This is a genomic window from Paraburkholderia ribeironis (genome assembly GCF_900019265.1).
Lineage (GTDB): Bacteria > Pseudomonadota > Gammaproteobacteria > Burkholderiales > Burkholderiaceae > Paraburkholderia > Paraburkholderia ribeironis.
The window spans coordinates 120,401-145,898 of record NZ_CYGX02000015.1 but is presented as its reverse complement, the minus strand read 5'-3'; the positions used below and the strand labels follow the sequence as shown (position 1 = coordinate 145,898).

Genomic DNA, 25,498 nt, shown 5'->3' with positions numbered 1-25,498 from the left:
GGGGCGTGTTCCTTTGACCAAGATCTTTGTCTATGAGTATCTTACCGGCGGCGGCATCGATCCGGCGCTGGCCGGTGAAGGCAGCCTTGCCGACCTGAGTGCGCTGATCGTCGAAGGGCGTGTGATGCGTGACGCGCTGGTTGCCGATCTGCGCGAACTCGACGGTGTGCGCGTCACGTTCGCGACTTCGCGCTTCGAATCGGTCGACCTAGGGCAGAGTCATTGTATGGCCGTGCACGGCGAATCGATGACGGCATTTGTCGCGCGTGCGGCGCGCGAACACGACTACGCGTGGATCATCGCACCGGAATGCGACGGGCTGCTCCTGCGCATGTACGATGCGGTCGGTTCGGCCCGCTGGCTGGGCTGCGCCAAGGAAGCGATCCGCGTGGCCTCGAGCAAGAGCGCGACCGCGACCTGTCTGGCCGCGCATGGCATCGCCACGACGCCCGCCCTCGAACCCGGCAATGCGGGCGAACATAGGGAAGGCCGTTGGGTTGTCAAACCGGACGATGGTGCCGGTGGCCTCGACACCGTCGTCTTCGATCGCTTCGCCGATGCCTGTGCCGAATACGATGGGCGCGCGGCTGCGGCGCGCAATCCGGTGCTGCAGGCATGGGTCGACGGCGAACCGTTGAGCCTGTCGCTGATCTGCCGCGACAAGGACGCCGAGCTGGTCAGCATCAACCGCCAGCAGATCGGTTTGAGCGGCGGCGACGCGCATGGCCAGCATGCGCGGATCGTCGAATTCGACGGCGTGCTGGTCGATCAGATCGATCGTCTCAGCGACGACGGTCGCGCGCTCGACGCGCTCGCGCAACGCGTCGCGCGGGCGCTGCCCGGCTTGCGCGGCTTTGTCGGCATCGACGTGGTATGGCATCCGCAGCGCGGACCGGTCGTGATCGAGGTGAATCCGCGTCTCACGGTTGCCTATGCGGGGCTGTCCGCGGCACGCGGCTCCAACCTTGCGCGCGCTTTGCTGACGGCGCATGGGGCGCGCATCGGGAGATCCATGGCGGCACGCACGACCCCATCGGAGTCATCTCTCGGGGTGCGGCCTTGAACGCGCCTTATACAAAAGATGCGGCGGCGGGCGCGGCGGTGTTCGGCTGGGATGTCGGCGGCGCGCATGTCAAGGTGTCGATGGCCGATAGCAGCGGCGCCGTGCTCGATGTCGCCCAATGGGCCTGTCCGTTGTGGCAGGGACTCGACCATCTGGAGCGCACCATCGACCTCGTTTTCGAGCGCTGGCCGCACGCACGCATGGCCGCCGCGCAGCACGCGGTGACGATGACGGGTGAGATGGTCGACCTGTTCGCAGACCGCGCCGAAGGCGTGCGCATGATCGTGGCCACCCTCGCGTACCGGCTCGGCGCGCGGCTGCGCTTTTACGCCGGCGACGCCGGCTGGCTCGCTCCTCATGCCTGCGCGGCTGGCTGGCGCCATGTCGCGTCGGCGAACTGGCTCGCCACCGCGCGCTGGGTTTCGACCCGCGTGGCGAATGCCGTGCTTATCGATATCGGCAGCACGACCACCGACATCATTCCGATCGTCGGCGGCCGGGTGGTTGCGTGCGCCACGACCGATGCCGGCCGGCTCGCCACCGGCGAACTCGTCTATCAGGGTGTCGTACGCACGCCGTTGTGCGGGGTCGCGCATCGCATCGAATTCGCCGGCGTCACGGTCAACGTGATGAACGAATGGTTTGCGACCACCGCTGACATCTATCGGCTGACCGGTGAACTGGACCTGCTCCACGACGTGCATCCGAGCGCCGACCAGGGGCCGAAGACGGAAGCGGCGAGCCGGGCGCGGCTCGCGCGCATGATCGGGCGCGATGCACACGAGGCGGACGCTGTCGAATGGCGCCGCTTTGCGCAGCGTTGGCGCGCGCTGCAGTTGCGCGAAATCGGTGTGAATCTGGCGCGTGTGATCGCGGCGCATCCGGAGCTGGACGCCGCGCCGCTGGTGGGCGCAGGGTGCGGCCGGTTTCTTGTCGCCGCATTGGCGTGCGAAGCGGTGCGCGGCTATCTCGACTTCGGCGCGATTGCCGGCGTGCCGGAGCGCTGCTCGGCGTGGGCGGCGACTTGCGCGCCGAGTGTGGCGGTTGCGCTGCTCGCGCTTGGCGATCCGTCAAGCCGCCAGCAATCCGGGTGTCATGGGGTGTCGCGCGCTGCGTGATGTGTGATGTGAAAACGGCGGCGCGAAGCGCCGTCTGGCGATGTGGCGTACAGGCTGCAAAGGGTAGTGATGAGGGTAGCACTGAGCGTAGTGATGAGCGTGGTTTGAAACATGACGGAACACCAACGGGCACTCAACGGAAGCGAGGACGATAGTCATGTGGGTGGTCAAGATCGGAGGCAGTCTGAGTCACGAGCCGACGCTGCGCCACTGGCTCACGGAGTTATGCGAAGTTGGGGGCGGACGCGTCGTCATCGTGCCGGGTGGCGGCGATTTCGCGGACAAGGTGCGGCAATACCAGAGCGAGTGGTGTTTCGACGATCTCGCCGCGCACAATATGTGTCTGCTCGCGATGACGCAATACGCGCTGCTGATGCAAGGTGTGTTGCCCGAACTCGTGCTGGCGTCGAGCGAGGCCAAGATTCGCCGCACCTTGCGCGATGGGCATGTGGCGGTGTGGGTGCCGACCGCGTTGATGCGCGACACGCCCGATCCGATGAGCAACTGGGACACGACCTCGGACAGCCTCGCCGCCTGGCTCTCGACGATGCTCAACGCGGAGCGGCTGATCGTGGTGAAATCCTGCCCGATCGCCGCGGATGCCCAGCTCGAGACGCTGGCCGCAGCGGGTGTGGTCGACCGCCGTTTCGTCGAATACGTGCATGACGCGAACTACGTGGTCGAACTGTTCGACAAGAACAATGTTGCGTTGATGCGCGACCGGCTGCTCAACATCCCGGTCACCTGAATCACGGTTCATTCGTCTTGTGAACGGGGACGCGTCGCTCGCGTCCCGCCCTGCTGAATGGCGCTACAGTCGCTACAGGCGGTGCGCTGCGTTCGCGGTTCCCGGCACAGAGGCGGCAGCGCCGGCGCTCGCGCGGCCACTGCCACGGTGCAATGCGTCGGCCCATTGCGCGACGCGTTGCGGATCAAGTCTGGAGCGGCGCCCGTCGCTGCACAACGCGGTGCGAAAACCCGCCACGTCCGGCGCGAGCGCGCGAATCTGCTCCAGCTGCGCCCAACCGAGCGCGCCGGCGATGCCGCCCATCGCGCCGCGCTCACGCGTGAGCCGCAGCCAGCGGCCGAGCGTTTCGACATCCACGTGATCGAACAGCGTGCTGCCGTCCTTGCTGGCGGTATCGAACATCACGCCGGCGAATCCAAGCGCGGCGGTGTGGCTAACCAGTTCGTCGTCGATACCGCTGTCGCATAGCAGCACCGGCACCACGGTGGCCGGCAGACCAGCCAGCTGGTCGATGCAGCGTCGCGCGGCCGGTCCACCCGCCACGCCGACTTTCACATAATCGATGCCGGCGTCGCTGACTTCGATCACGCGTGTGGCGATCTCATCGAGCGCGTCGGCCGGCACGTCGCCGATGGCCGCACTGATCGGCCTGACCGGATAGCGGGCGCGCAGCAGGCTGGCGATGCGCGTGATCTCGCTGATCGCCAGACCGCCGAGCGCGCCGGCATTCGGCTCCTTCAGGTCGATCAGTTCGGCGCCGGCGCGAGCGGCGTCGAATGCTTCGTCATCCGAGCGGACGCTCGCGAGCAATGCGGTCATCGGTCTTCTCCGGGGAAATTAGTGGCGTACGGTAGCGGTGCTCTGGCCACCGGCAAATTCGAGGGTCGCCCGATGCCGCGCAACCGCGGCGACGAGCCAGCCCCATGCCGTACGCTCGTTGTCGCCGGCAGTCTTGTCGATTGCGATCTGCAGGTACGCCATCTCGTGGTCGACCTTGTCGGCCGGCAGCATGAAGAGCCGGCTCACCAGAATCGCGCCTTCGATCACGGCCGACTGCGCGCGGTTGAAGCCCGCAAACGGCGCGTGGTTTTCGCGGTGGACGCATTTCATCAACAGCACGGGACGCTGCGCGTCGTCGCGCAATTCGTCGAGTTCGAGTTCGGCGTGCGCGAGCGATTGCGCGAGACGCACACTGGCAACGCGGCTCGCGCTGACGGTCGGCCAATCGGTTGCGCAGTGTGTGACACAGCCCGCGAAGACCCGCACGTCCGTGGTGAAGTTGAGAACTGCCGCACGCGACGCGACGATATTGTCGAGCGTCGTGGACGGACGAAAAGGGGAAAGGATGATCCGGTCACCCTCGTACCGGACCCCCATCGGGGCGATGTGAGGACGGCCATCGCACGCTGCCGTGGTGACGATCGTTTCGTGGATCATGGATGGGAACGCGTGTCCAGACAACGCCGGAAGGCCGGCCGGTTAGCTCATCAAAAACACGAGCCGTAGAAGGGCCGCGATGTGCGGCCCTTCTGCGGGCTTAACGCGTAGCGACATACATCACGATTTCAAAGCCGAGACGCACATCGGTGTAGCTCGGAGTCGTCCATTGCATACGTGCTTCCTCCATGGGTTGACACAGCGTTGCGCCGTCAGCCCGGCGTGATGCCGGACTCGATCGGCATCCGGCACGACGCAAGCTTTATGCCCAAGCGTCATGCTGCAAGGAGAACCGGCGTACACCGGACCGGCATTACAGCGTTCGCCGAATTGCGTCGGTACGACGGCCACGCAGCCTGCCTGGCAAGGTCGCCGCGCGGTGTGGCGAAAACGAAGCAAAGTGTGCCATCGCGGTGTGATGGATTCCATCGCGCTGTCACGTCGTCGTGCGCATCGCCGCACGAGACATTCTGCACCGAATTTTCGTGCGGCTCCTGATATTGCGCTTCGCGATATGCAATCGATAACGGATCAGTTAACTCTGCCAAATAAAATCGTGAATTCCTCTCAGCGACGTTCATGCCTACAGTGCAACTCAAGCGCTTCGTTCTTCCGGCAACGCGCTGGCCACAATCGAGGACACGTCATGAACGATTTCAGTCGACCGGTGATCGATCCGGAAAATAATCCGCGCAACCCACGCGAGCGGTATGCAGCAGGTGTCATGAAATACCGCGAAATGGGTTACTGGCAGCCGGACTACCAGCCGAAAGAAACCGATGTCATCGCACTGTTTCGCATCACGCCGCAACCCGGCGTCGACCCGGAGGAAGCGGCGGCCGCCGTGGCCGGCGAATCGTCGACGGCGACGTGGACCGTGGTGTGGACCGACCGGCTGACCGCCTGCGACATGTATCGCGCCAAGGCCTATCGCGTCGAGCCGGTGCCGGCCTCGTCCTCCGCCGAGCCGCAGTACTTCGCGTATATCGCCTATGAGCTCGATCTGTTCGAAGAGGGCTCAGTGGCGAACCTCACCGCATCGATCATCGGCAACGTGTTCGGCTTCAAGCCGCTCAAGGCGCTGCGTCTCGAAGACATGCGCATACCTGTTGCTTACCTGAAGACTTTTCAGGGGCCGCCGACCGGCATCGTCGTCGAGCGCGAGCGGCTCGACAAATATGGACGCCCTCTGCTCGGCGCAACGGTCAAGCCGAAGCTGGGTCTGTCGGGCAAGAACTATGGACGGGTGGTGTACGAAGGCCTGCGCGGTGGACTGGACTTCCTGAAGGACGACGAGAACATCAACTCGCAGGCGTTCATGCACTGGCGCGACCGCTTTCTGTTTTCGATGGACGCGGTGAACCGCGCGCAAGCGGAAACGGGCGAGGTCAAGGGTCACTATCTGAACGTAACGGCCGGCACGATGGAGGACATGTATGAGCGTGCCGAATTCGCGAAGGAACTCGGCTCGTGCATCGTGATGATCGACCTCGTGATCGGCTGGACCGCGATTCAGTCGATGTCGCGCTGGGCCCGCAAGAACGACATGATCCTGCATCTGCATCGCGCCGGTCACAGCACTTACACGCGGCAACGCAACCACGGCATCTCGTTTCGCGTGATCGCGAAATGGCTGCGCATGGCGGGCGTCGATCACGCGCACGCGGGTACGGCGGTCGGCAAGCTCGAAGGCGATCCGCTGTCGGTGCAGGGCTACTACAACGTATGCCGCGACGCCCACAATGCCGTCGATCTGTCGCGCGGCATCTTCTTCGATCAGCCATGGGCCGGTTTGCGCAAGATCATGCCGGTGGCGTCGGGCGGGATTCACGCGGGCCAGATGCACCAGTTGCTCGACCTGTTCGGCGACGACGCGATCCTGCAGTTCGGCGGCGGCACGATCGGCCATCCGGCCGGGATTCAGGCCGGCGCGGTGGCGAACCGCGTGGCGCTCGAAGCCATGGTGAAGGCGCGCAACGAGGGCCGCGACATTCTGAACGAGGGACCGGAGGTGCTCGAAGCCGCCGCTCGCTGGTGCACGCCGCTCAAGCAGGCGCTCGACACGTGGCGCGACGTGACCTTCAACTACGCGTCGACCGACACGCCCGATTTCGCTGCCACGCCGACAGCGGTGTAGATGGTGCAGGTGGCGTAAGCGGTGGCCTAAGCGGTGGCCCAAGCAGTCAATCAGCGCCGGTTGCCGGTTCACAGGCTGGTCCGCAAGGCGGTGCCGTGGCACCGCGCGGGAGACTGCTGGCGCCGTTCTGAACGTGACATCAAACAACGAGGTTCGTCATGCGCATTACACAAGGAACGTTTTCCTTCCTGCCCGAGCTGACCGATGAGGAGATCAGCTTGCAGATCGACTACGCATTGCGTCAGGGCTGGGCATGTTCGGTCGAATTCACCGATGACCCGCATCCGCGCAACACCTACTGGGAAATGTGGGGATTGCCGATGTTCGATCTGCGCGATGCGGCCGGTGTGCTGCAGGAAGTGAAAGCATGCCGGGCGGCACGGCCGCAACACTACATCAAGGTCAACGCGTTCGATTCGGAGCGCACCTTCGAGACCATGCGGCTGTCGTTCATCGTCAACCGGCCGGATCACGAACCGGGCTTCCGTCTCGAACGTCAGGAAGTGCACGGGCGGATGCAGCGCTACGGCATGTCGAGCTATGCGGCCGACCGGCCAGCCGGCGAGCGCTATGAGCCGCCGCGCTGATACCCGCGCGGCCCGCAACGCCAGGTGAGCTTCGAAGAACCGCTGCAAGGAGGAGCAATGACAGCCGACACTGCGATCGTGGATGCGAACCCGTCGTCCAACGCCACCACTGACGGCCAGGATGCGCGCCGCGAAGCCAGCCAGGTCGATCTCGGGGCGCTGTATCGCGACTCCGGCATCGGCGATGTACTGGCCGAACTCGATCGCGACCTGGTCGGGCTCGCGCCGGTGAAGACCCGCATCCGCGAGGTCGCCGCGCATCTGCTGGTCGAGCGCGCCCGCGATTCGCTCGGCCTTGCCGGCGGCGCGCCGACCTTGCACATGTGCTTCTCCGGCAATCCCGGCACCGGCAAGACGACCGTCGCGCTGCGCATGGCCGAGGTGCTGCACCGGCTTGGCTACATTCGCCGCAATCATCTGGTCTCGGTGACGCGCGACGATCTGGTCGGGCAGTACATCGGCCATACCGCACCGAAAACGCGCGACGTGCTGAAGCGGGCGATGGGCGGCGTGCTGTTCATCGATGAAGCGTACTACCTGTATCGCCCGGAAAACGAGCGCGACTATGGACAGGAAGCAATCGAAATTTTGTTGCAGACCATGGAGAACCAGCGCAGCGATCTGGTGGTGATTCTGGCCGGCTACGCGTCGCGGATGGAAGTCTTCTTCGAAAGCAATCCGGGTTTCCGTTCGCGCATCGCGCATCACATCACGTTTCCCGATTACGCCGAAACGGAACTGCTCGACATTGCCGAGCGGATGCTCGGGACCATGCATTACCGCTTCGACGCCGCCTCGCGGCATGCCTTCGCCGACTATCTGGCGCGGCGCATCCGTCAGCCGAATTTCGCCAATGCCCGCTCGGTGCGCAATGCGCTCGACCGTGCGCGGCTGCGCCAGGCCAACCGGCTGTTTGCGACCGCACTGCAAGGCGGCGTGCCGCTCGACGCGGCTGCGCTCACGCTGATCGAGGCCATCGACGTCCGCGCGAGCCGCGTGTTCGACGAGCCGCCGTCCCCACCTACATCGCGCGCCGTCACGGCGTCATCGGGCTGAGTCACGACATTCGACATCCTCCAGGGAGAACGCCATGCAAGACGGACGTACGACACTTTCGAAGTTCCTGATCGACACACTCGACCGCCAGCCGTCTTCCGGGAATGCAGCGGCGACGGCGGGACTCTCGGCACTGCTGATCGATGTGGCCGCCGCGATCAAGTCGATCTCGGCGATGCTCACGAAAGGCTCGCTGGGCGGCAACTACGGGTCCGCGCAGACCATCAACACGCATGGCGAAGAACAGAAGAAGCTCGACGTCGCGACCAACGAGGTCTTCGTGCAGCAATGCGAGTGGGACGGCCTGCTGGCGGCGATGGTGTCCGAGGAAATGGAGGACGTCTACGCGATTCCGTCGGACTATCCGCGCGGCGACTATCTGCTTGCCTTCGACCCGCTCGACGGCTCGTCGAACATCGACATCAATGGCGTAGTGGGCTCGATTTTCTCGGTGCTGCGCACGCCGCAGGGCGAGGCGCAGGACGCGGTGGGCGAGGCCGCGTTTCTGCGGCCGGGCTACGAGCAGGTCGCGGCCGGCTACGCGGTCTACGGGCCGTCGACGATGCTCGTGCTGTCGGTCGGCAACGGCACGCATGGCTTCACGCTCGAGCGCGACATCGGCAATTTCGTGCTCACGCATTCGAATATCCGGATTCCTGAAGATACCGTCGAATTTGCGATCAATGCTTCCAACGAGCGTTTCTGGGAGCCGCCCGTGCGCCGCTACGTTCAGGAGTGCAAGGACGGGCGCACCGGCTGCCGGGAGCAGGACTTCAACATGCGCTGGATCGCATCGATGGTCGCGGAAGTGCATCGCATCCTGATGCGCGGCGGCGTCTTCATGTATCCGCGCGATTCGAAAACGCCCGCCATGGAAGGGCGCCTGCGTCTCCTGTACGAGGCGAACCCGATGAGCTTTCTGGTCGAGCAGGCGGGCGGCCTCGCGACGACCGGGCGCGAGCGCATTCTCGATGTCCGTCCACACGCGCTGCATGGACGTGTGCCGGTGATTCTCGGCTCGAAGAACGAGGTCGAACGCATCGCGCGCTATCACGGCGAATACGATCGCGGCGAGGACAAGCCTTACACGTCGCCGCTTTTCAGCCCGCGCTCGCTGTTCCTGCCGGACTTCTCGGCTTGACGCGCGGCCGACGGGCCGGGCAGACGGCCCGTCGCAAAGCTGACCAGAACATAGTTATCCGGAGACACACGCATGTCAGTCAAACACCCGATCATCGCGGTGACCGGCTCGAGCGGCGCGGGCACCACGACCGTCATGAAGAGCTTCACCCATATTTTCAGACGCGAGCACATCAGCGCGCAGATCGTCGAAGGCGATGCGTTCCATCGCTACGACCGCATGGGCATGCGTGCGGCCATGAAGGAGCATGAACGCGACGGCGCCCCCAACTTCAGTCACTTCGGCCCGGAGGCGAATCTGCTCGAAGAGCTCGAGACGCTCTTCACGAGCTACGGCGAAAGCGGTACCGGCCAGTTGCGCCACTATGTGCACGACGCAGGCGAGGCGCAGCTCTACAAACAGGACAGCGGGACCTTCACGCCGTGGGAGGACCTCGCGCCCGGCAGCGATCTGATGTTCTACGAGGGACTGCATGGCGCGGCCGTGACCGACAAGGTCGACATTGCGCGGCACGCGGATCTGCTGATCGGTGTCGTGCCGATCATCAACCTCGAATGGATCCAGAAGCTGCACCGCGATCAGACGATGCGCGGGTACTCGCATGAGGCAGTGGTCGACACGATCTTGCGGCGCATGCCCGACTACGTCAATTACATCTGCCCGCAGTTCTCGCGCACCCATGTGAATTTTCAGCGCGTGCCGACCGTGGACACCTCGAATCCGTTCACTGCCCGCGAAATTCCGCAGCCGGACGAGAGCTTCGTGGTGATCCGCTTCGCGCGGCCGAAGGGTATCGACTTCCAGTATCTGCTGACGATGCTGCACGACTCGTTCATGTCGCGCCCGAACGTGATCGTCGTGCCGGGCGGCAAGATGGGGCTCGCGATGCAGCTGATCTTCACGCCGATGGTTCTTCAACTGGTCGACCGGCGCTCGCGCGCCTGACGCGCGCCGGACACCGGCCGACGATGCCCGGGTTCATCTTGCAAGGAGACTTCCAATGAGCGCTGTTGCAGAATCTGTGACCGCATCCGTCACCCGCTCGATGGCCGACGCGCTGCGCATGCTCGCGATCGACGCGGTGGAAGCGGCGAAGTCCGGGCATCCGGGCATGCCGTTAGGGATGGCCGAGATTGCCGTCGCGTTGTGGGACCGGCATCTGAAGCACAATCCGCGCAACCCGGCGTGGCCGGACCGCGACCGTTTCATCCTGTCCAACGGACACGGCTCGATGCTGCTGTATGGACTGCTGCATCTCACCGGCTACGATCTGCCGATCGACGAACTGAAGCGCTTTCGCCAGATGCATAGCAGAACGCCTGGGCATCCCGAAGTGGGCGTCACACCGGGCGTGGAGACGACCACCGGGCCGCTCGGCCAGGGTCTGGCGAACGGCGTCGGCATGGCGCTCGCCGAGGCGCTGCTCGCGCGTGAATTCAATCGGCCGGGGCATCGGATCGTCGATCATCGCACGTATGTGTTCGCTGGCGATGGCTGCCTGATGGAAGGGATCTCGCACGAGGCCGCTTCACTCGCGGGCACGCTCAAGCTCGACAAGCTGACCGTGCTCTACGACGACAACGGCATTTCGATCGACGGTCACGTCCAGCAGTGGTTCGCCGACGATACGCCGGCGCGCTTCGCGGCGTATGGCTGGCACGTGGTGCGCGAAGTGGACGGACACGACGTCGATGCGGTTGATCGCGCGTTGCAGGCCGCGCACACCGCGGGCCGGCCGACGCTGATCTGCTGCAAGACGGTGATCGGCCAGGGTTCGCCGTCGAAGGCCGGGACCCACGACGTGCACGGCGCGCCGCTCGGCGCCGACGAGATTGCACAGACGCGTCGCGCGCTCGGCTGGCCGCATCCGCCATTCGAGATTCCGGCCGAGATCCGCGGGCGATGGGACGCGAGCGCGCGTGGCCATGCCGCCGAAGCCGACTGGAGCGAGCGTTTCAACGCGTATCGCAAGCACTATCCGCTCGATGCCGCCGAGTTCGAACGAAGGATGCAGGGCAAGCTGCCCGCGCATTGGCACGATGCGGCACGCGCGATGGTGCGAGATACCGACTGCGCGGGCGAATCGATTGCAACGCGCAAGGCATCGCAGCAGGCAATCGCCGCGCTCGCGCGCAACTTGCCGGAGCTGCTCGGCGGCTCGGCCGATCTGACCGGCTCGAACCTGACGGACTGGAAGGGCGCGGTCGATGTCCGCACCGACCACAGCGGCCTGCAAGGCGGCAACTATGTGCACTACGGCGTGCGCGAGTTCGGCATGAGCGCGGTGATGAACGGCATCGCGCTGCATCGCGGCTACCTGCCGTTCGGCGGCACGTTCCTGACCTTCTCCGACTATTCGCGCAACGCGCTGCGCATGGCCGCGCTGATGAAGACACGCGCGATCTTCGTCTTCACGCACGATTCGATCGGGCTCGGCGAAGACGGCCCGACCCATCAGGCGGTGGAACATGCGGCGAGCCTCAGGCTGATTCCGGGGCTGGACGTCTGGCGTCCGTGCGACACGGTCGAGACCGCGCAGGCGTGGGCCTGCGCCGTCGAACGGGACGGGCCGACATGCCTGTTGCTGAGCCGGCAGAACCTGCCGTTCGCCACGCGCACCGCCGAGCAGATCGCCGCAATCCGCAGCGGTGGCTATGTGTTGCGCGACTGGCCGGCCGAATCGGCGCAGGTGCCGGGTGCGCGCGTCGTGCGCGTCGTGCTTATCGCAACCGGCTCCGAGGTCGCGCTCGCACTCGCCGCTATCGCGCCGCTCGCGGCGGCCGGCATCGCGGCGCGCGTCGTGTCGATGCCGTCCACGACGGCGTTCGACCGGCAAGCGCCAGCGTGGCGCGATGCGGTGCTGCCACCGGGCGTGCCGCGCGTCGCGATCGAGGCCGGCGTGAGCGCATTCTGGCGGCAATACGTCGGGCTGGACGGTGGCGTGGTGGGCATCGATTCGTTCGGTGAATCAGCGCCGGCCGCGGCGTTGTTCGAGCACTTCAAGCTGACCACGCAGGCGCTGGTGGATGAGGCACGCCGCGTCACGCACGTCGCGCACGTCGTGCGCTGAGCCGGTTCGATCCGTTTCAAACGTTTTCCCATCTCGAGGAGTGTGCAATGGCCTTCATAACACTGCGGCAATTGCTGGATCACGCGGCCGAACACGGCTACGGCGTGCCCGCGTTCAACGTCAACAACATGGAGCAGATCCACGCGATCATGCGCGCCGCCGAGGCCACCGACAGCCCGGTGATCCTGCAGGCGTCGGCCGGTGCGCGCAAGTACGCCGGCGAGCCCTACCTGCGCCATCTCGTGCTCGCCGCAGTCGAGGCACACCCCGATATTCCGCTGGTGCTGCATCAGGATCACGGCGCGAGCCCCGCGGTTTGCCAGCAGGCGATCCGCTCGGGCTTCACGTCGGTGATGATGGATGGCTCGCTGCTGCCGGACCAGAAGACGCCCGCGGCCTATGACTACAACGTCGACGTGAGCCGCCGCGTGGTGGAGGCCGCGCATGCGGTCGGCGTGTCGGTCGAGGGCGAACTGGGCTGCCTCGGGTCGCTCGAAACCGGCACGGCGGGCGAGGAGGATGGCGTCGGCGCGCAAGGCAAGCTCGCGCACGAGGACTTGCTCACCGACCCGGATGAAGCGCAGCGTTTCGTCGAAGCGACGGGCGTCGACGCGCTCGCGATCGCGATCGGCACCTCGCACGGCGCGTACAAGTTCAGCCGCGAGCCGACCGGTGACATTCTCGCGATCGACCGCATCATCGACATCCACAAACGGATTCCGAACGCGCATCTGGTGATGCATGGCTCGTCGTCGGTGCCGCAGGAATGGCTCGCGGTGATCCGCGAATATGGCGGCGAGATTCCGACGACGTTCGGCGTACCGGTCGAAGAGATCCGGCGCGGCATCGCGCATGGCGTGCGCAAGGTCAACATCGACACCGACATCCGGCTCGCGATGAGCGGTGCGATCCGCAAGTCGCTCGCGAACGAGCGCTCCGAGTTCGATCCACGCGCGGCACTCAAGGCTGCCACGGCGGCCGCCAGCGCGATCTGCGTCGAGCGCTTCGAGGCGTTCGGTTGCGCGGGCCAGGCGGCGCGTATCAAGCCGCTGCCGCTCGACGCGATGGCGCGCCGTTACCACTAGGTCAAAGGCAGGGAGAAGACGATGCGCGAATTTCTGCTTGCCCCGTCGTTGTTGTCGGCGGACTTTGCCCGTCTCGCCGACGAGATTCGCGATGTGACGGCGGCCGGCGCGGACTGGATCCATCTGGATGTGATGGACAACCACTACGTGCCGAATCTCACGGTCGGACCGCTGGTGTGCGCGGCGATCCGGCCGCATACATCGGTGCCGATCGATGTGCATCTGATGACCATGCCGGTCGATCCGCTCGTTGCCACCTTTGCCGAGGCGGGCGCGAACTCGATCAGCTTTCATCCGGAGGCGTCGCTGCATGTGCACCGGACCATCGAACTGATCAAGTCCCATGGAGCGCAAGCGGGCCTGGCGCTCAACCCGGCCACGCCGCTCGCAGTGCTCGATCATGTGATGGACATGCTCGACTTCGTGCTGCTGATGTCGGTCAATCCTGGGTTCGGCGGGCAGGCGTTCATTCCGGAAACGCTCGACAAGCTGCGGCTGTTGCGCGAACGGGTCGATGCGACGATGCAGCGTACCGGTCGGCCGCTACTGATCGAAGTGGACGGCGGTGTGAAGGCATCGAACATCGCGCAGATCGCCGCGGCGGGCGCTGATGTGCTGGTGGCCGGTTCGGCCGTGTTCGGTGCCGCCGATCGCGCGCAGGCGATCGGGCGGATGCGCGACGAACTGGATACGGTGAAGGTGAAGGAAAGCGCCAGCACTGCAGCGATGAAATGATGGCCCGCCGGCCATTCAGTGTCCGTCAGCCTTTCTTCATCGTCTCACCGGGCGCCCGCCAGGCGAGCAGATCTTGTTCGGGCCGGTCGACCGCGCAGCCCCAGTCGAGTGGCTGGTCCTGATCGAAACGCTTGCCGAGCCGCCACGCGATCTCCGCGCGAGCAAGTTGCACGCCCATATAGAACGCGTGGCCGCCGTCGCTCGCGAGGTTCAATTGCGGATAGAGCGCGAACGGATCGTCGGCGCGCCGGTGTCCGTCGCGGTTATAGACATGAATGCCGTCGGCGCTGACCTGCACGCGAAAATTCGGATCGCGCACGCCGCGGGCCAACTCGTCGATCTCGTCGGCGCTATACGGAAACGGGCGTTTCGCGTGGACGGTCGCGAGATCGCTGCTGATTCCTTTCGGCAGCACCTGGGCGTTACGCGCGGCATGCATGACGCGGCGCGCGACGTCGGCTTCGCGCAGCGCGCGGCGCGCATGCAGGCTTACCGACGTCGTGAGCACCGCGCCGATCCGCAGCTCGGCGGCCATCCCAAGCAGCACCGCGTTGATTCCGCTCGTATCGGCTTCGGTCAACTCGGTCACGTTGCCGATGCCCATCATGATGGCGACGTCGGGATAACGCTCGCGTAACCGGACATAGCGCGCAATCGACGCGGCGAGCCCGAACGGAATCGGATCGAGAATCGGGTCGGCGAGGAACGCACGGCCGCGCGCCGATAGCAGGTCGATCGCGGCGTCGAGCGAGGCAGGGTCGCCTGGTTCGCGGGCGACGAGGATCGGCGTCGCTGGCACCTCGTCGGCGATCCACAGCGTATCGAGGTTCAGGCTCATCAGGTAGTCGGCGCCCGCGCGGCCGCCGCGCAACAGTTCGTCGGTGCGCATCGAATCGACGCTCACACGGTAGCCTTCGGCCTTCAGCCGCCGGACCGCGTCTTCGAGATGGGGGAACGGTGTTTCAGGCAGGCAGCCGATATCGATGACGTCGGCGCCCTGGGCAACATACTCGCGCGCCCGCGCGGCAATGGCGTCCAGCTCGAGCCGCGGTGCGTCGACGATTTCCGCGAAGATCTCCGTCTCGTAGCGGCTCAGGTCGAACGGCTGCGCCTTGCGGCCGAAAAATTGCGGCAGGTCCTTGACCTCTTCGGGACCGCGCTCGAACGGCACGCCATAGTGATCGGAGAGCGCGTCGAGATCGCCGCGGCAGCGCCCGGGCACGATTACCCGCTGCGCGTTCAGCGGGGCGGGCACTCTGCGCACAATCAGATCGGCCGTCATCAATGCGGCGACCTGCAGGCCGATTTCGCGGACCTCCCAGCTGAACGGTGTCGGCGCCATGCCGTCGAGCACGCGCAGCAGGCTCGGTTCGGCAAGCCGGCCGGTCAGGAAGAGGATGTGGTCCATGCGAGATCGAGGGTCGACAGGCGTTGATCGAGCGCCGCTTTGAGTTCGTCGAGCGAGCGGACGAGCGTCGTATATTCGAAGCGCGACAGGCGCTCAACGTTGTCGAGTTCGATCGTCCGCGGCCGCAGTTCGACCCATTGGTCCGGGCTGTGCGTGATCACGGTCGGTTCGGTGTCGCACGCAAAGACGATGCCTGGGATGCATTGCTTGCCGGCCTGCGCGTACATGTTGGTCGGCAGCGTATCCGAGATGCCGTACGCGCATTTGGCAACGGTGTTGCTGGTGGCGGGCGCGATCACGACGGTGTGATAGACGCCGTGATAGAGCATCCCGACCGGCACGCCGCTCGCGCTGTTGTCGCGCCGCACGCGAAAGTGTGCGCGCAGCTTCTCGAGCGGCCAGCCATACAGCGGCAGCACTTCCTCCGCGGCGGCGGACAGGAACAGGTCCACGCGCGGCAATTGCAGCGCCAGCGCGATGCTCTCTTCAAGCAGATGGCCGGAGCCGGTCACGCACCACGCGAAGCGCGCGTCCGGCTTGAAGTCGGCGAGGTCGCGTGCGGGCACCGGGGTCATGCGTCGAGGTCGAGCGGCATGCCGTCGGACGAGGCCTCATGCGATAGCCGGATATGCAGCCGGCGCATCTTCCGGTACAGCGTGTTGCGGCTGATGCCGAGCGCCTTGGCGACGTTGCTGACGTTCCAGCGGTGCTCGTCGAGCAGCGACAGCACGGTTTCACGCTCGTTCAACTGGATCGCGTTGAGCGCGGAGATGTCGGCGTCGTCGGTCAGATGCGCGTCCACGTCCGCGCTGGCGAGGCGCAGCGCGGTCGGCATGTCGACCGCCGGTGCGCGTTGCGTGATCTCGGGTGGCAAGTCCTCGCAACGGATCGGTTCGCCGTCGGACAGCGCGAGCGCCATTTGCAGCACGTGGCGCAGTTGACGGATATTGCCCGGCCACTCGTAAGTCAGCAATGCATGTTCGGCTTCCGGGCTCAGTTCGGGCGGATCGTCGGTCTCGTTCGCGAGCAGGTGGTGAATCAGCGGGAGCTTGTCGAGCCGCTCGCGAAGTGCCGGCAGATTCAGTTCGACACCCTTGAGCCGGTAATACAGGTCTTCGCGGAATTCCCCGCTATGCACGAGTTCGAGCAGGTTGCGATGGCTCGCGCTGATCAGCTGGAAATCGACCTTGACGGTGGTTTCAGCGCCGAGCGGCGTGACCTCGTGTTCTTCGATGACCCGCAGCAAGCGCGCCTGCAGTGCGAGAGGCATGTCGCCGATTTCGTCGAGAAAGAGTGTTCCGCCATTCGCCTGCACGATCTTGCCGCGCCGTCCTTCGCGTTGCGCGCCGGTGAACGCGCCAGCGCGATAGCCGAACAGTTCGCTTTCGATCAGGTTCTCGGGCAGCGACGCACAGTTGACGGGGACGAACGGACCGTCAGAGTGCGGGCTGATGCTATGCAGCGCCTGTGCGAAGACTTCCTTGCCCGTGCCGGTTTGCCCCCTCAGCACGATCGGAATCTTGCGTTGGATCACACGCGCGGCCAACTGGATTTGCGAAGCCATGCGCGGGTCGCCGAACTCCAGGTGCGCGATTTCGTCGAGCTTCGGCGGCGGCGGGCGTTTGTCGGGCACGCTGCTGCGTGCGGGCTGATCGGTCACGAGCACCCGCGTGGCGCGCTCGGCGCTGTTCTGCGGGGTCTGCGCGACGAGGAAGAAGCGGTTCGTCGCGTTCGCACTGTAGACGGTGATTGGATGGAACGATCCGCGAATGCTGCGCGCGATCATGTCTTCGAGCGAAGCGTTGAAGGCTTCGTCGATGCGCCGGCCTCGCAGTTCGCTGAGCGAGCGAAAGCCGAGCTGGAACAGCGCGCTGCGATTCGCCGCGAGCACGGTGCTGTCGTCCGCGACCGCGAGCTTGCCGCCATGGAGCGTACCGACGAATTCCGGGCGGCTGTGGAAGTGAATCATGTTCGCATGGCGGTAACGCGCATCCAGCAAACGGTTTTCGATCATCTGCCGCGACATGCCGACGAGTACCAGCGAGTGCTGCTGCAGCAGCTTCGAGCGGCTCGTGACGTCGAGCACGCCGGCGATCTCGCCGCTATCGTCGAAGATCGGCGCGGCCGAACAGGTGAGCGACGTATAGCGCGGATAAAAATGCTCGTGCTGACAGACGGCGATGCAGTCGCGCTCGGCAAGACAGGTGCCCATGCCGTTGGTGCCGGCCTCGCGCTCGCTCCACAGCGCGCCGACCCGGAAGCCGTCGTTGGCGACCGCCTCGGCAAACGGTACGGAGGACACCTGATGAACGATCACGCCGCCCGAATCGACGAGCACGACCGCGAGTTCGGGGTCGGCCAGTTGCTGATAGAGCGTCGTCATCTCGAGCTTCGAACAGGCGATCAGATCGCCGACCGCTTCGCGGCGTGCGCTTAGTTCGTACTGCGTGAGGACTGGTGGAGTGACGAAACGGGAGGGGTCAAGCTTGAATTCGTTGATGCAGCGCGCCCATGATTGGGCGACGGATTCGCTCGTTGGTCGCGTTGTCAATTGATGATTGACGACGTTCAATACTTCTCGGACGTGCGTACTGCTGTCAGCGAGCAACGACATGGGTTTTGTCTCCGTTGCGTCCATTTCAGACATGCCATCAGGCATGCCACGAATGCCGCTTTTCAATTCTGTGTTGCCCTGGCGCTGCGGATTCGTGCGCTCGCATGCCCCGCGCGACCACCCTTGTGATCCGGCGGCCAGTCAAAACTCTACGCCCGATGTCGTTTTGGTTCAATAAGAAGTCGCGTTATCCCTACGTGCCGTGCCCGATATTTGCTTTGGTCCGTTCGTTGCATCGTTGACTGACCTCATGCGATGCGGGTGTTGCAGGTTCGGCACAGAGTGTGCAGTTCGCCGCTTCAGCTGTTCCGGATTTGTTGTTGTTTTAACATTTGGCCGCGTCGCGGCGGAGTACACCATGGATCGTATCGATACCGTTCGCCTTGCCGCTTTTCCCAGCATCAACTCCGACAACAGCGCCGACAACAGCGCCGACAACAGCGCCGATACCAGCGCGTTGCCTGAGCGCATGGACATCGTGTTCATCGAAAACTTCACAGGTCAGACGGTCATCGGTATCGACTCCAGTGAGCTGCATGTTCCGCAACCCGTGCGCATGAACCTCGCGATCGGCGTACCTGCGATCCGCGCGTGCACGACGGATCGGATCGAAGACACGGTCAACTATGCCGCGGTTCGCAATGCGCTGCTTGCCCTGTTCGCGTCGCATCGCGTCCGCCTGCTCGAGGCGCTTGCCGAGACCGTCGCGCAACTGCTGATTGCCGACTTCGGCGCTCACTGGGTGCGCGTATCGCTCGCGAAGCCGGCCAAATTCGACGACGTGGCAGCCGTCGGCGTGCAGATCGAACGGCGGCGCGGCGACCTGCCGGCAAACGGCGCCGGCCTGGTCAGCTATGCGTCGCTCGGAGAAGGGCTGGTGCCGAACTGAGCAGCACGCACGGCAGCACGGCAGCACGACAACGGGGCGCCGCATGGCACGCGGCGTCACCGTCACGTGCGCCGCATCATTTCGCGGCAGTGGGCGTTTTCCGTGGCCCCAGTCCGCACGCCTGATATGCAGTGCTCTGCAGCGCGCGGAATTTCTTCGTTTGCGATTTCGCCTGATCGACGCGGAACTCGGAGCCGCCTTCGCCGCCGAGCGTCGCGTACTTCGAGGAGGTCGACTGGTCGACGAACTCGTCGTACGGCAGTGCTGCGGCCATCTTGTCTATCACGCACGAGCACTTATAGACGTTGGCGAAATCGTGACCGTTGTCATCCATGCAGGTCAGCACGTATTCGACACGGCCTTGGGTCGGATAGTCGTAGCCTCCCGCCTGGGCGGACGACCTGGGCGCAGCGCCGTCCGCCCAGGCGAGCGGTCCTGCCAGCGCCATGCCGGTGAAGGCGAGAAAGCATGTGAGAAAGAATGCGAGAAGCGCGCGACATCTGATGATCATTTGATGCCTCTGTGAGAGCAATGAACCTGCTTCACGAACCGGTGTGCTGTCAACGACTGAACTGGATGCGCGAAGACGCGGGCCCGTGCGAAGGCGCCGCGTCTTCTTGCGTCCCGTGTGTTGTCAGTTAGGCGCGAACGGGTGGGCGACACTGCTCTTCTTCGCCACCACTTCCGCCGCAGTCGGTTCGCCATTGACGGCGCGTTTGATTGCCTCGCGCGTCGCCTGGTAGTTGAAACTCTGGATCTTCTTGTCGTCCTCCGCTTGCCAGTGAATGAAGACGCCGACGCACAGGAACAGATCGTCAGCCTCCTCCTTGGGGATGGTGCCGTCTTCAACGCTGTCGGCGACCGCGAGAGCAACCGCGTGCTGGGCAGGTCCGAACATCTGGACGGCCTGCTTTGCGCCTTTGATCGTTACCTTGTTGAACAGGATTGTGTTCGGCTTGGCGAGTAGATTGGGCGCGACGACGGCCAGCAAAGATGTGAAGCCATCCTTATTGTTCGTGAGCGCATTGCAGAACGCGGTTTCCGCGGCCGAACCTCGCGGTCCGATCAGCAAGTCGATGTGCGCGACCTCGTTGCCGTCGCCGACGAGCGACTCTCCGATCATGACGCGGTTGATCTTGGCCATTCTGTTCCTCCGATGAGTGGGTACGGTCTGCTGACGAGCCGCCTGCGGTCGTCCTGAACCTGCATTGCGTAGCGGCGTTTTGATGTACGGCGGTACTAACTAACATGTTCCGTGCCAGTGCTCACTGCGGGTAGTAAAGCGCGAGCTCAGCGGCCGGTTTCGAGACAGCCGGCGACGAACAGCGTGGCCACCGCCAGATCCGCACTGGTGCCGGGATTGATTCCGCGCGCCTTCAGTTCGGCGTCCCATGCATCGAGCCGGGGAGTCGCCAGCGCGCGTCGCAACTGGAGCGGCATGTGCTGCCATCGCAGGTGCTGTTCGCGTGCCGCAAGCGTGACACTCTGCGCCAGCGTCATGCCGTGCTTGCGCACAATGTGAGAGTCGGGCCAGCCGCCGAGAAAGGCGAGAAACACGTTGAGCATCGCCATTTCGGGTGCATCGGCCGGCGCTTCGCGACACGCCGCGAGACCGGTGTCGAAGATGTCCTGGAAGCCGTTCGCGTATTGGCGGGCGATGCTGTCGCGCTCGCTCGCGAGCTGCATCGCGTCGCGCAAGCCGACCGTCGGCGGCGCGTGGACCGATTGCTCGGGAGCGTCGCCGAGACCGCCTGGGCTGGCGAGTGCGATGGCGCGGTAGGCAAGGCACGCGTCCTCGACATCGAGACCCGCCAGCACGCGTGAGGCAGCGTCGCGCCAGGCTTGCGCCGAGGGCGCTGGCCCGGTTTCCTCCAGGGCCGCGGCGAGCGGTGCGACGAGCAGCACGATGCCGAGATTCGTGTTGCAGCCGACCGCCTCGTGCGTGCGGGTGACGGCATCGAGAATGCGCTGGCCGACCGACGCGCCGCTCGCGAACAGTGCGTCGATGGCGGCGTTCGCGCTGACGAGGAACTGCGCCGCGCTCATTCCGTGCCCGGGGCTTTGCGCGCTGACGTTGCCGGGTTTGGGGGTGACGACGTCGAGTGCACAGGCTTTGAGGAACGCCGCGCGAACCTGTTCGAGCGGGATTACGGCGGTCTCACGCATGACGTCCGGGCAGCGCGACGACTGCAGGTTCGCCAGTCTGCTCGCGGCTGCGCCGCTGCGCCGCGAGCCTGCGTTCGAGCAGGTCGTCGGCGAGCGCTGCCGCGAGGTCGACCGGCGTGACCGATTGCAAGCCGCGCCATGCGGCCACGCCGTTGACTTCGAGCACGAGCGGACGCGCGGCATCGTCCGGATTGGGGATCAGGTCCACGCCGGCATAGTCGAGCCCGAGCGCGGCGGCGGCCTGCACGGCGGTTTGCGCGAGCGGCAGATCGAGTTCGGCCGGCTCGCAGACGGCGCCTTGCGCGAAGTTGTGAATCCAGCCCTTGCCGCCGACGCGCCGCATCGCGGCAACCGCACGGCCGCCGATCACCAGCACGCGCCAGTCGAAGCCGGGCCGCCCGCCGGCGACATAGCGCTGCAGATAAGCGACCTGCTGGTAACGTGCCAGCGACGGCAATGGCGCGAGCTCGCCGCGGCGTGCGCCGAGCCGTTTGAGTCCGTGGCCTTGCGAGCCAAATAGCGGCTTGAGCACGACCTGACGGCCGGCGGTCGCTTCGCGCATCAGTACGCGTTGGGCGAACGCCGCGGATTCGACGGCCCAGGTCGCCGGTGTCGGCACGCCGGCGCGGTGCAGCAGGAAGCTGGTCATCGATTTGTCGACGCTGCGCTCGATCGCGCGTGCATCGTTGTACACCGGCACGCCCGATTCGCGCAGCGCGTGCAGCACGCCCAGGCGCAACGTCACCTGCTCGAACGTGCCGCCGGCGATGCCGCGCACGAAGACCGCATCCGGCAGCGCGTGGCCGAAGCCCGGCACCACCAGCCCGTGGGGCTGCCACGTGGTGTCGATGCGGCAATCCGCGAGATCGACGCAGCGCGCTTCGGCGCCGCGAGCGCGAAACGCCTTCTTGAGACGTCCGGTGTGCCAGCCGGTTTCATCGGTCATGATCGCGATGCGCACACCCGCGTACGTCGCGCTGCGAAGTCCTTGCGGTTTCGTGTCTGGATTCATGTGCGAACTCATGTGCGAACTCATGTGCGGACTCAGGTGCGTTCGAGCGAGCGTCATGGCGCGACGGACTTGCCGCCCCACTGATCCTGAAGCAACGCGCCTTCGAGGCGGCCGCCATGATAGGTTGCGCCGCTTTCGAGGCTGCTCACCCACACCTCGGCAGGCGCGAACAGCGCCGGATCGATCTGGTAGAAGTCGAAGTTGAACGACGTGAAGATGTCCGCGAACGGCCGGCCGTAATCGCGCGAATTCGCGGCGGGCAAGGTGTCGGCGAGGCGCCTCGCGACCTCGTCGTGCTTCACGGTCAGATGGACGCGGCCGCCATAGAGGATCGCGTCGTTGGTGCGGCCCATTGCCTGAATGCCGTCTGGCGCGGGCGGCGGCAACGGCGCCGAGCCTGCGCCTTCTACGACCTCGTCCAACGGCACGCCGAGCACGTGCACTTTGTGCAATGCAACTTCGACCACGCGCGCCACGACCTGTACCGTTCCTGCGACAGAGTGTGTCGGCGTGACGATCAGCGTGAGCCGGTCGGGCGCGAGGCCGCAATCCTGCAACACCTTGTCGATGATGACCGGTGGCGGCAGACGGTCCACTTCGAGCACCAGCACCCCGCGATCGTGACGGTCGCGATAGCCGAGTTCGGCGAACAGCGGCTCCTTGACGGCCAGTGCGCGTGCGGGACCGGAGCCCAGCGAAAAGAACTTCTTGCCGCCGGTCTGCTCCTTGCTCGCCGCGAGGCTCCAGCCAGCGTACTGGCTGCCGAGACAGGCCAGCACGGGTGACGATGTGTGCACTTCGATCATGGTGGGCCAGAGCGGCGCGGCGTCGAAGTTGGCGCGCACCGCGACGCGGCCGAGTCCGCCCATGCAGATGCGCGCGATCAGCACGCCGGCGTCGACGCTGCCGGGTGCGTCGACGCCGGCGTCGGCGATGACCGTCCCGTTGGCCGTGCGGGTAAGTGCGACGCCGAGGCGCGCCGCCTCGTCGATCAGCCGCGCGACCGGGCGCTCGGCGAGCGCGTTGACGCTGGGTGCGGTGCGGTGTTGCGAAGCCTCAGGAGTGGCATTGGATGAAGGCATAGTCGGGTTCGTCACAGGTTTCGATTCGTTGCAGAACGAGCGCACGCTGCGCGTCGAGCGCGCGCCGCACCGCGTCCACCGACGCCGCGCGCACGAGCAGCGTGCAGACAGGCTGCCCCGGCTCGACGCGCGTACCGGGCATCGGCACATCGCAGCAGTGGGGATCGCGCAGGCAGGCATCGGAAAAGCCGGCTGACACGGTGAACGGCTTTGGTGCGAAGAGCACGCGCTGTCCGGCGCACCAGCGCGGCTGAACGGACGGGGCTGCGCTCGCGGTTGATGGCAGGCGGCCAAAACGGCACGCATCGAGGTGGCACGCGAGCAGTCCGTTCGGCCACGCATCGGGCGACGCGGTTTCGTAAAGCGCCATCGTGGACGACGGCCGCGCGTTGATTTCGAGCACTTCGAACGCATCGCCGTCGAGCAGGAAGTCACAACTGTTGATGCCGACCAGACCGGTTCGCGCGCACAGGGCATCGAGGGCTTCCTGCACGCGCGCCGCGACCGCTGGCGGCAGATCGATCGGACCGATCGAGCCGGCATGCACGAACGCCAGATTGCCCGCTGTGCAGGTGAGTTGCTCAGCGAAACCGATCAGGTGCGCGCGGCCTCGCGCGCCGATGAATAACGCCGAAAGCGAACGGCCGTTGCTGATGCGCTGGAAATAGCCCTGCGCGGACAATGGCTCTGTGCCGAGCGCCGATGCCGCTTTGATGTGCGTGCCGCCGCAACCGTCGGCGTGTTTGAACAGCCAGCCCTGGGGCGTCGCGGGCCGTGCGAACGACACCGCCGGATGCGCGATCTGCAGCGCGTCGAGCAGTGCGAAGAAACGCCGTGGCTCGCGTACCGCAGCGCTCGCTTGTGCATCGTTGCCGATCAATCTGGGCAAACCCGGCGCGCGGCATAGTTGCGCCATCAACGGCTCGAGCCCGCTGCCGCCGATCCAGCCAAGAAAATGCGGCAGGCGCGCGACGCGGGCGAGCGCGTGAGTGAGCCGTTCGCCGTCGATCGTCAGCCCGCCGCCGCCGCCGATATCGCACCACAGCTCGGCTGTCTCGCGCGTATCGCGGTCGCCAAAGATGTCGAGCGCCGCGACGCGCAGGCCCGCGTGCGCCGCGGACTGCGCGAGCAGGCGCGCGGACAGTCCGGCCACTGCCACGAACGGCGCGTGCGAGAGTGGCGGGCGCGACCTCATGACGGCTGGCTCAGCCAAGACCGGCGGCGACCGCGCGGGCTTCGTCGAACGCTTGCGGAAAGCCCAGGTAGACCGGTTTGCCACCCGTGCGCATCTGCATGAACAGCCGGTGTTCGACCTGATACTTGACGTTGCCGATCGCCAGCGCGCCGATGCCGATCGCGCCTGCATTCGGCACGCCGTCGATCGGTTTGCCGTCGTTCATCACGTTGACGCCGGCAATGCCTTCCGGCGGCACGGCGTTGACGTCCGCGGCGATCAGCAGACGCCTGGCATACGCCAGATCTTCGCTGCTGATGACCTGAACGCCAGCCACGGCGGTGGCGAGCACGATCTCCGCATCGGCCAGCGCGCCACGCAGCTCGCCCGGTGTCGCCGTGCTGATGCCGTTGGTCACGATCCCGAAGCGCTGGTTGATTTCGGCCGCGACGGCAAGCGCGCGAGCGCGGTCGTGATGACTTGCAATGGTCACGTCGGCGCCGCACGAGGCGGCCATCGCGGCCGCGATGCGCCCGACCGCGCCAGTCCCGCCAAGAATCAGCACGCGCTTGCCGCCCAATTCCATGCCGTGCTGTTTGCCCAGATGCCGTTCGACCAGCGCGACGAGCGCGGCCGCCGTCGTATACGAGCCGCTCGGATCGGCGAACACCGAGACTTCGAATGGCGGGACCATCGCTTTGCGCGCGATGTCGAGCATGTCGGCGGCCTGCATCACGTCGCGTCCGCCGATGAAGATGCCGGTGCGCGACACGCCTTTGGGACCGCGGGAAAAAATCGCGTCCTGAGTCAGGTTCGCGACCATGCCGGCTTCGACGCCGCAATACGGCACGATCACCTGGTAGCCGGCGTCGGCCGCCATGTTGACGTCGAACGGACTCATCTGCGGCGTGGCCGTGAACATGTGCAGGATATAGGGCCTTTCAATGGGTTCGGACATGGCGGCAGGCTCGTTTCA

25 protein-coding genes are annotated in these 25,498 nt (G+C 65.5%); 12 read left to right on the top strand and 13 right to left on the bottom strand.

The window, feature by feature from the left end; translation table 11 throughout:
- Nucleotides 1-13: 13 nt before the first annotated feature.
- The 3 genes from BN2475_RS08370 (at nucleotide 14) to BN2475_RS08360 (ending at nucleotide 2,929) form a co-directional block, all read left to right on the top strand.
- Nucleotides 14-1,063, top strand: coding sequence for an ATP-grasp domain-containing protein (locus BN2475_RS08370; protein WP_094779066.1), 1,050 nt, complete (start codon nucleotides 14-16; stop codon nucleotides 1,061-1,063).
- On the top strand, nucleotides 1,060-2,181 hold the full coding sequence (locus BN2475_RS08365) for a hydantoinase/oxoprolinase family protein (RefSeq protein WP_094779065.1): 1,122 nt from the start codon (nucleotides 1,060-1,062) through the stop codon (nucleotides 2,179-2,181). Before BN2475_RS08370 ends, BN2475_RS08365 begins: the two co-directional genes overlap by 4 nt.
- 157 nt (nucleotides 2,182-2,338) lie before the next feature.
- Nucleotides 2,339-2,929 (top strand): amino acid kinase family protein, encoded by a 591-nt coding sequence (locus BN2475_RS08360; protein WP_094779064.1) that lies wholly within the window; start codon nucleotides 2,339-2,341, stop codon nucleotides 2,927-2,929.
- A gap of 72 nt (nucleotides 2,930-3,001) precedes the next feature.
- Here the strand turns inward: BN2475_RS08360 and BN2475_RS08355 are convergent, their stop codons facing one another.
- The 3 genes from BN2475_RS08355 to pqqA form a co-directional block, all read right to left on the bottom strand.
- Nucleotides 3,002-3,748 carry a (5-formylfuran-3-yl)methyl phosphate synthase gene (locus BN2475_RS08355; protein WP_094779063.1) on the bottom strand — a complete coding sequence of 249 codons (747 nt, stop codon included), beginning with the start codon at nucleotides 3,746-3,748 and terminating at the stop codon, nucleotides 3,002-3,004.
- An 18-nt stretch (nucleotides 3,749-3,766) separates the two neighbouring features.
- Nucleotides 3,767-4,366 carry a DUF447 domain-containing protein gene (locus tag BN2475_RS08350; RefSeq protein ID WP_094779062.1) on the bottom strand — a complete coding sequence of 200 codons (600 nt, stop codon included), beginning with the start codon at nucleotides 4,364-4,366 and terminating at the stop codon, nucleotides 3,767-3,769.
- Between the two features lie 100 nt (nucleotides 4,367-4,466).
- Nucleotides 4,467-4,541, bottom strand: coding sequence for a pyrroloquinoline quinone precursor peptide PqqA (gene pqqA, locus BN2475_RS08345; RefSeq protein ID WP_113062024.1), 75 nt, complete (start codon nucleotides 4,539-4,541; stop codon nucleotides 4,467-4,469).
- Between the two features lie 471 nt (nucleotides 4,542-5,012).
- Here pqqA and BN2475_RS08340 point away from each other — a divergent pair, with 471 nt between their 5' ends.
- The 8 genes from BN2475_RS08340 (at nucleotide 5,013) to rpe (ending at nucleotide 14,177) form a co-directional block, all read left to right on the top strand.
- On the top strand, nucleotides 5,013-6,503 hold the full coding sequence (locus BN2475_RS08340; protein ID WP_094779061.1) for a form I ribulose bisphosphate carboxylase large subunit: 1,491 nt from the start codon (nucleotides 5,013-5,015) through the stop codon (nucleotides 6,501-6,503).
- A gap of 158 nt (nucleotides 6,504-6,661) precedes the next feature.
- Entirely contained in the window at nucleotides 6,662-7,090 is a 429-nt protein-coding gene (locus tag BN2475_RS08335) for a ribulose bisphosphate carboxylase small subunit (protein WP_094779060.1), read from the top strand.
- A 57-nt stretch (nucleotides 7,091-7,147) separates the two neighbouring features.
- Nucleotides 7,148-8,146 (top strand): CbbX protein, encoded by a 999-nt coding sequence (gene cbbX / locus BN2475_RS08330; RefSeq protein ID WP_094779059.1) that lies wholly within the window; start codon nucleotides 7,148-7,150, stop codon nucleotides 8,144-8,146.
- A gap of 34 nt (nucleotides 8,147-8,180) precedes the next feature.
- The gene (locus BN2475_RS08325; RefSeq protein ID WP_094779058.1) at nucleotides 8,181-9,287 is read left to right on the top strand and encodes a class 1 fructose-bisphosphatase; all 1,107 of its coding nucleotides are present in this window, start codon (nucleotides 8,181-8,183) and stop codon (nucleotides 9,285-9,287) included.
- Nucleotides 9,288-9,359: 72 nt separating this feature from the next.
- Nucleotides 9,360-10,232 carry a phosphoribulokinase gene (locus BN2475_RS08320; protein ID WP_094779057.1) on the top strand — a complete coding sequence of 291 codons (873 nt, stop codon included), beginning with the start codon at nucleotides 9,360-9,362 and terminating at the stop codon, nucleotides 10,230-10,232.
- Between the two features lie 55 nt (nucleotides 10,233-10,287).
- Nucleotides 10,288-12,357 (top strand): transketolase, encoded by a 2,070-nt coding sequence (gene tkt, locus BN2475_RS08315; protein WP_094779056.1) that lies wholly within the window; start codon nucleotides 10,288-10,290, stop codon nucleotides 12,355-12,357.
- Nucleotides 12,358-12,404: 47 nt separating this feature from the next.
- Nucleotides 12,405-13,442, top strand: a complete 1,038-nt coding sequence (fba, locus tag BN2475_RS08310; RefSeq protein ID WP_094779055.1) for a class II fructose-bisphosphate aldolase — start codon at nucleotides 12,405-12,407, stop codon at nucleotides 13,440-13,442.
- 21 nt (nucleotides 13,443-13,463) lie between these two features.
- Complete coding sequence (gene rpe / locus BN2475_RS08305) at nucleotides 13,464-14,177, top strand: ribulose-phosphate 3-epimerase (protein WP_094779054.1); 714 nt, start codon at nucleotides 13,464-13,466, stop codon at nucleotides 14,175-14,177.
- 25 nt (nucleotides 14,178-14,202) lie between these two features.
- On the opposite strand, the gene BN2475_RS08300 is transcribed toward rpe, so the two are convergent.
- Genes BN2475_RS08300 through BN2475_RS08290 form a run of 3 tightly spaced genes read right to left on the bottom strand, consistent with a single transcriptional unit; the run spans nucleotide 14,203 to nucleotide 18,199 of the window.
- Entirely contained in the window at nucleotides 14,203-15,585 is a 1,383-nt protein-coding gene (locus BN2475_RS08300) for a DUF6513 domain-containing protein (protein WP_094779053.1), read from the bottom strand.
- The gene (locus BN2475_RS08295) at nucleotides 15,564-16,160 is read right to left on the bottom strand and encodes a flavoprotein (RefSeq protein ID WP_094779052.1); all 597 of its coding nucleotides are present in this window, start codon (nucleotides 16,158-16,160) and stop codon (nucleotides 15,564-15,566) included. Before BN2475_RS08295 ends, BN2475_RS08300 begins: the two co-directional genes overlap by 22 nt.
- Nucleotides 16,157-18,199, bottom strand: a complete 2,043-nt coding sequence (locus BN2475_RS08290; protein WP_094779110.1) for a sigma-54-dependent Fis family transcriptional regulator — start codon at nucleotides 18,197-18,199, stop codon at nucleotides 16,157-16,159. The genes BN2475_RS08295 and BN2475_RS08290 overlap by 4 nt, the downstream gene beginning before the upstream one ends.
- 358 nt (nucleotides 18,200-18,557) lie before the next feature.
- Here BN2475_RS08290 and BN2475_RS08285 point away from each other — a divergent pair, with 358 nt between their 5' ends.
- Nucleotides 18,558-19,088 carry a dihydroneopterin aldolase gene (locus BN2475_RS08285; protein ID WP_094779051.1) on the top strand — a complete coding sequence of 177 codons (531 nt, stop codon included), beginning with the start codon at nucleotides 18,558-18,560 and terminating at the stop codon, nucleotides 19,086-19,088.
- A gap of 76 nt (nucleotides 19,089-19,164) precedes the next feature.
- Here the strand turns inward: BN2475_RS08285 and BN2475_RS08280 are convergent, their stop codons facing one another.
- From BN2475_RS08280 to BN2475_RS08250, 7 genes are all read right to left on the bottom strand, one after another.
- Entirely contained in the window at nucleotides 19,165-19,599 is a 435-nt protein-coding gene (locus BN2475_RS08280; RefSeq protein WP_094779050.1) for a hypothetical protein, read from the bottom strand.
- 123 nt (nucleotides 19,600-19,722) lie between these two features.
- Nucleotides 19,723-20,232 carry a formaldehyde-activating enzyme gene (gene fae / locus BN2475_RS08275; RefSeq protein WP_094779049.1) on the bottom strand — a complete coding sequence of 170 codons (510 nt, stop codon included), beginning with the start codon at nucleotides 20,230-20,232 and terminating at the stop codon, nucleotides 19,723-19,725.
- A gap of 146 nt (nucleotides 20,233-20,378) precedes the next feature.
- Entirely contained in the window at nucleotides 20,379-21,254 is an 876-nt protein-coding gene (locus tag BN2475_RS08270; RefSeq protein ID WP_094779048.1) for a triphosphoribosyl-dephospho-CoA synthase, read from the bottom strand.
- Entirely contained in the window at nucleotides 21,247-22,266 is a 1,020-nt protein-coding gene (locus BN2475_RS08265; RefSeq protein WP_094779109.1) for an ATP-grasp domain-containing protein, read from the bottom strand. The genes BN2475_RS08270 and BN2475_RS08265 overlap by 8 nt, the downstream gene beginning before the upstream one ends.
- A 53-nt stretch (nucleotides 22,267-22,319) precedes the next feature.
- Nucleotides 22,320-23,348 carry a methenyltetrahydromethanopterin cyclohydrolase gene (gene mch / locus BN2475_RS08260; RefSeq protein ID WP_094779047.1) on the bottom strand — a complete coding sequence of 343 codons (1,029 nt, stop codon included), beginning with the start codon at nucleotides 23,346-23,348 and terminating at the stop codon, nucleotides 22,320-22,322.
- Nucleotides 23,323-24,543, bottom strand: a complete 1,221-nt coding sequence (locus BN2475_RS08255; RefSeq protein ID WP_094779108.1) for an ATP-grasp domain-containing protein — start codon at nucleotides 24,541-24,543, stop codon at nucleotides 23,323-23,325. The genes mch and BN2475_RS08255 overlap by 26 nt, the downstream gene beginning before the upstream one ends.
- A gap of 10 nt (nucleotides 24,544-24,553) precedes the next feature.
- The gene (locus tag BN2475_RS08250; RefSeq protein ID WP_094779046.1) at nucleotides 24,554-25,480 is read right to left on the bottom strand and encodes an NAD(P)-dependent methylenetetrahydromethanopterin dehydrogenase; all 927 of its coding nucleotides are present in this window, start codon (nucleotides 25,478-25,480) and stop codon (nucleotides 24,554-24,556) included.
- Nucleotides 25,481-25,498: the final 18 nt, after the last annotated feature.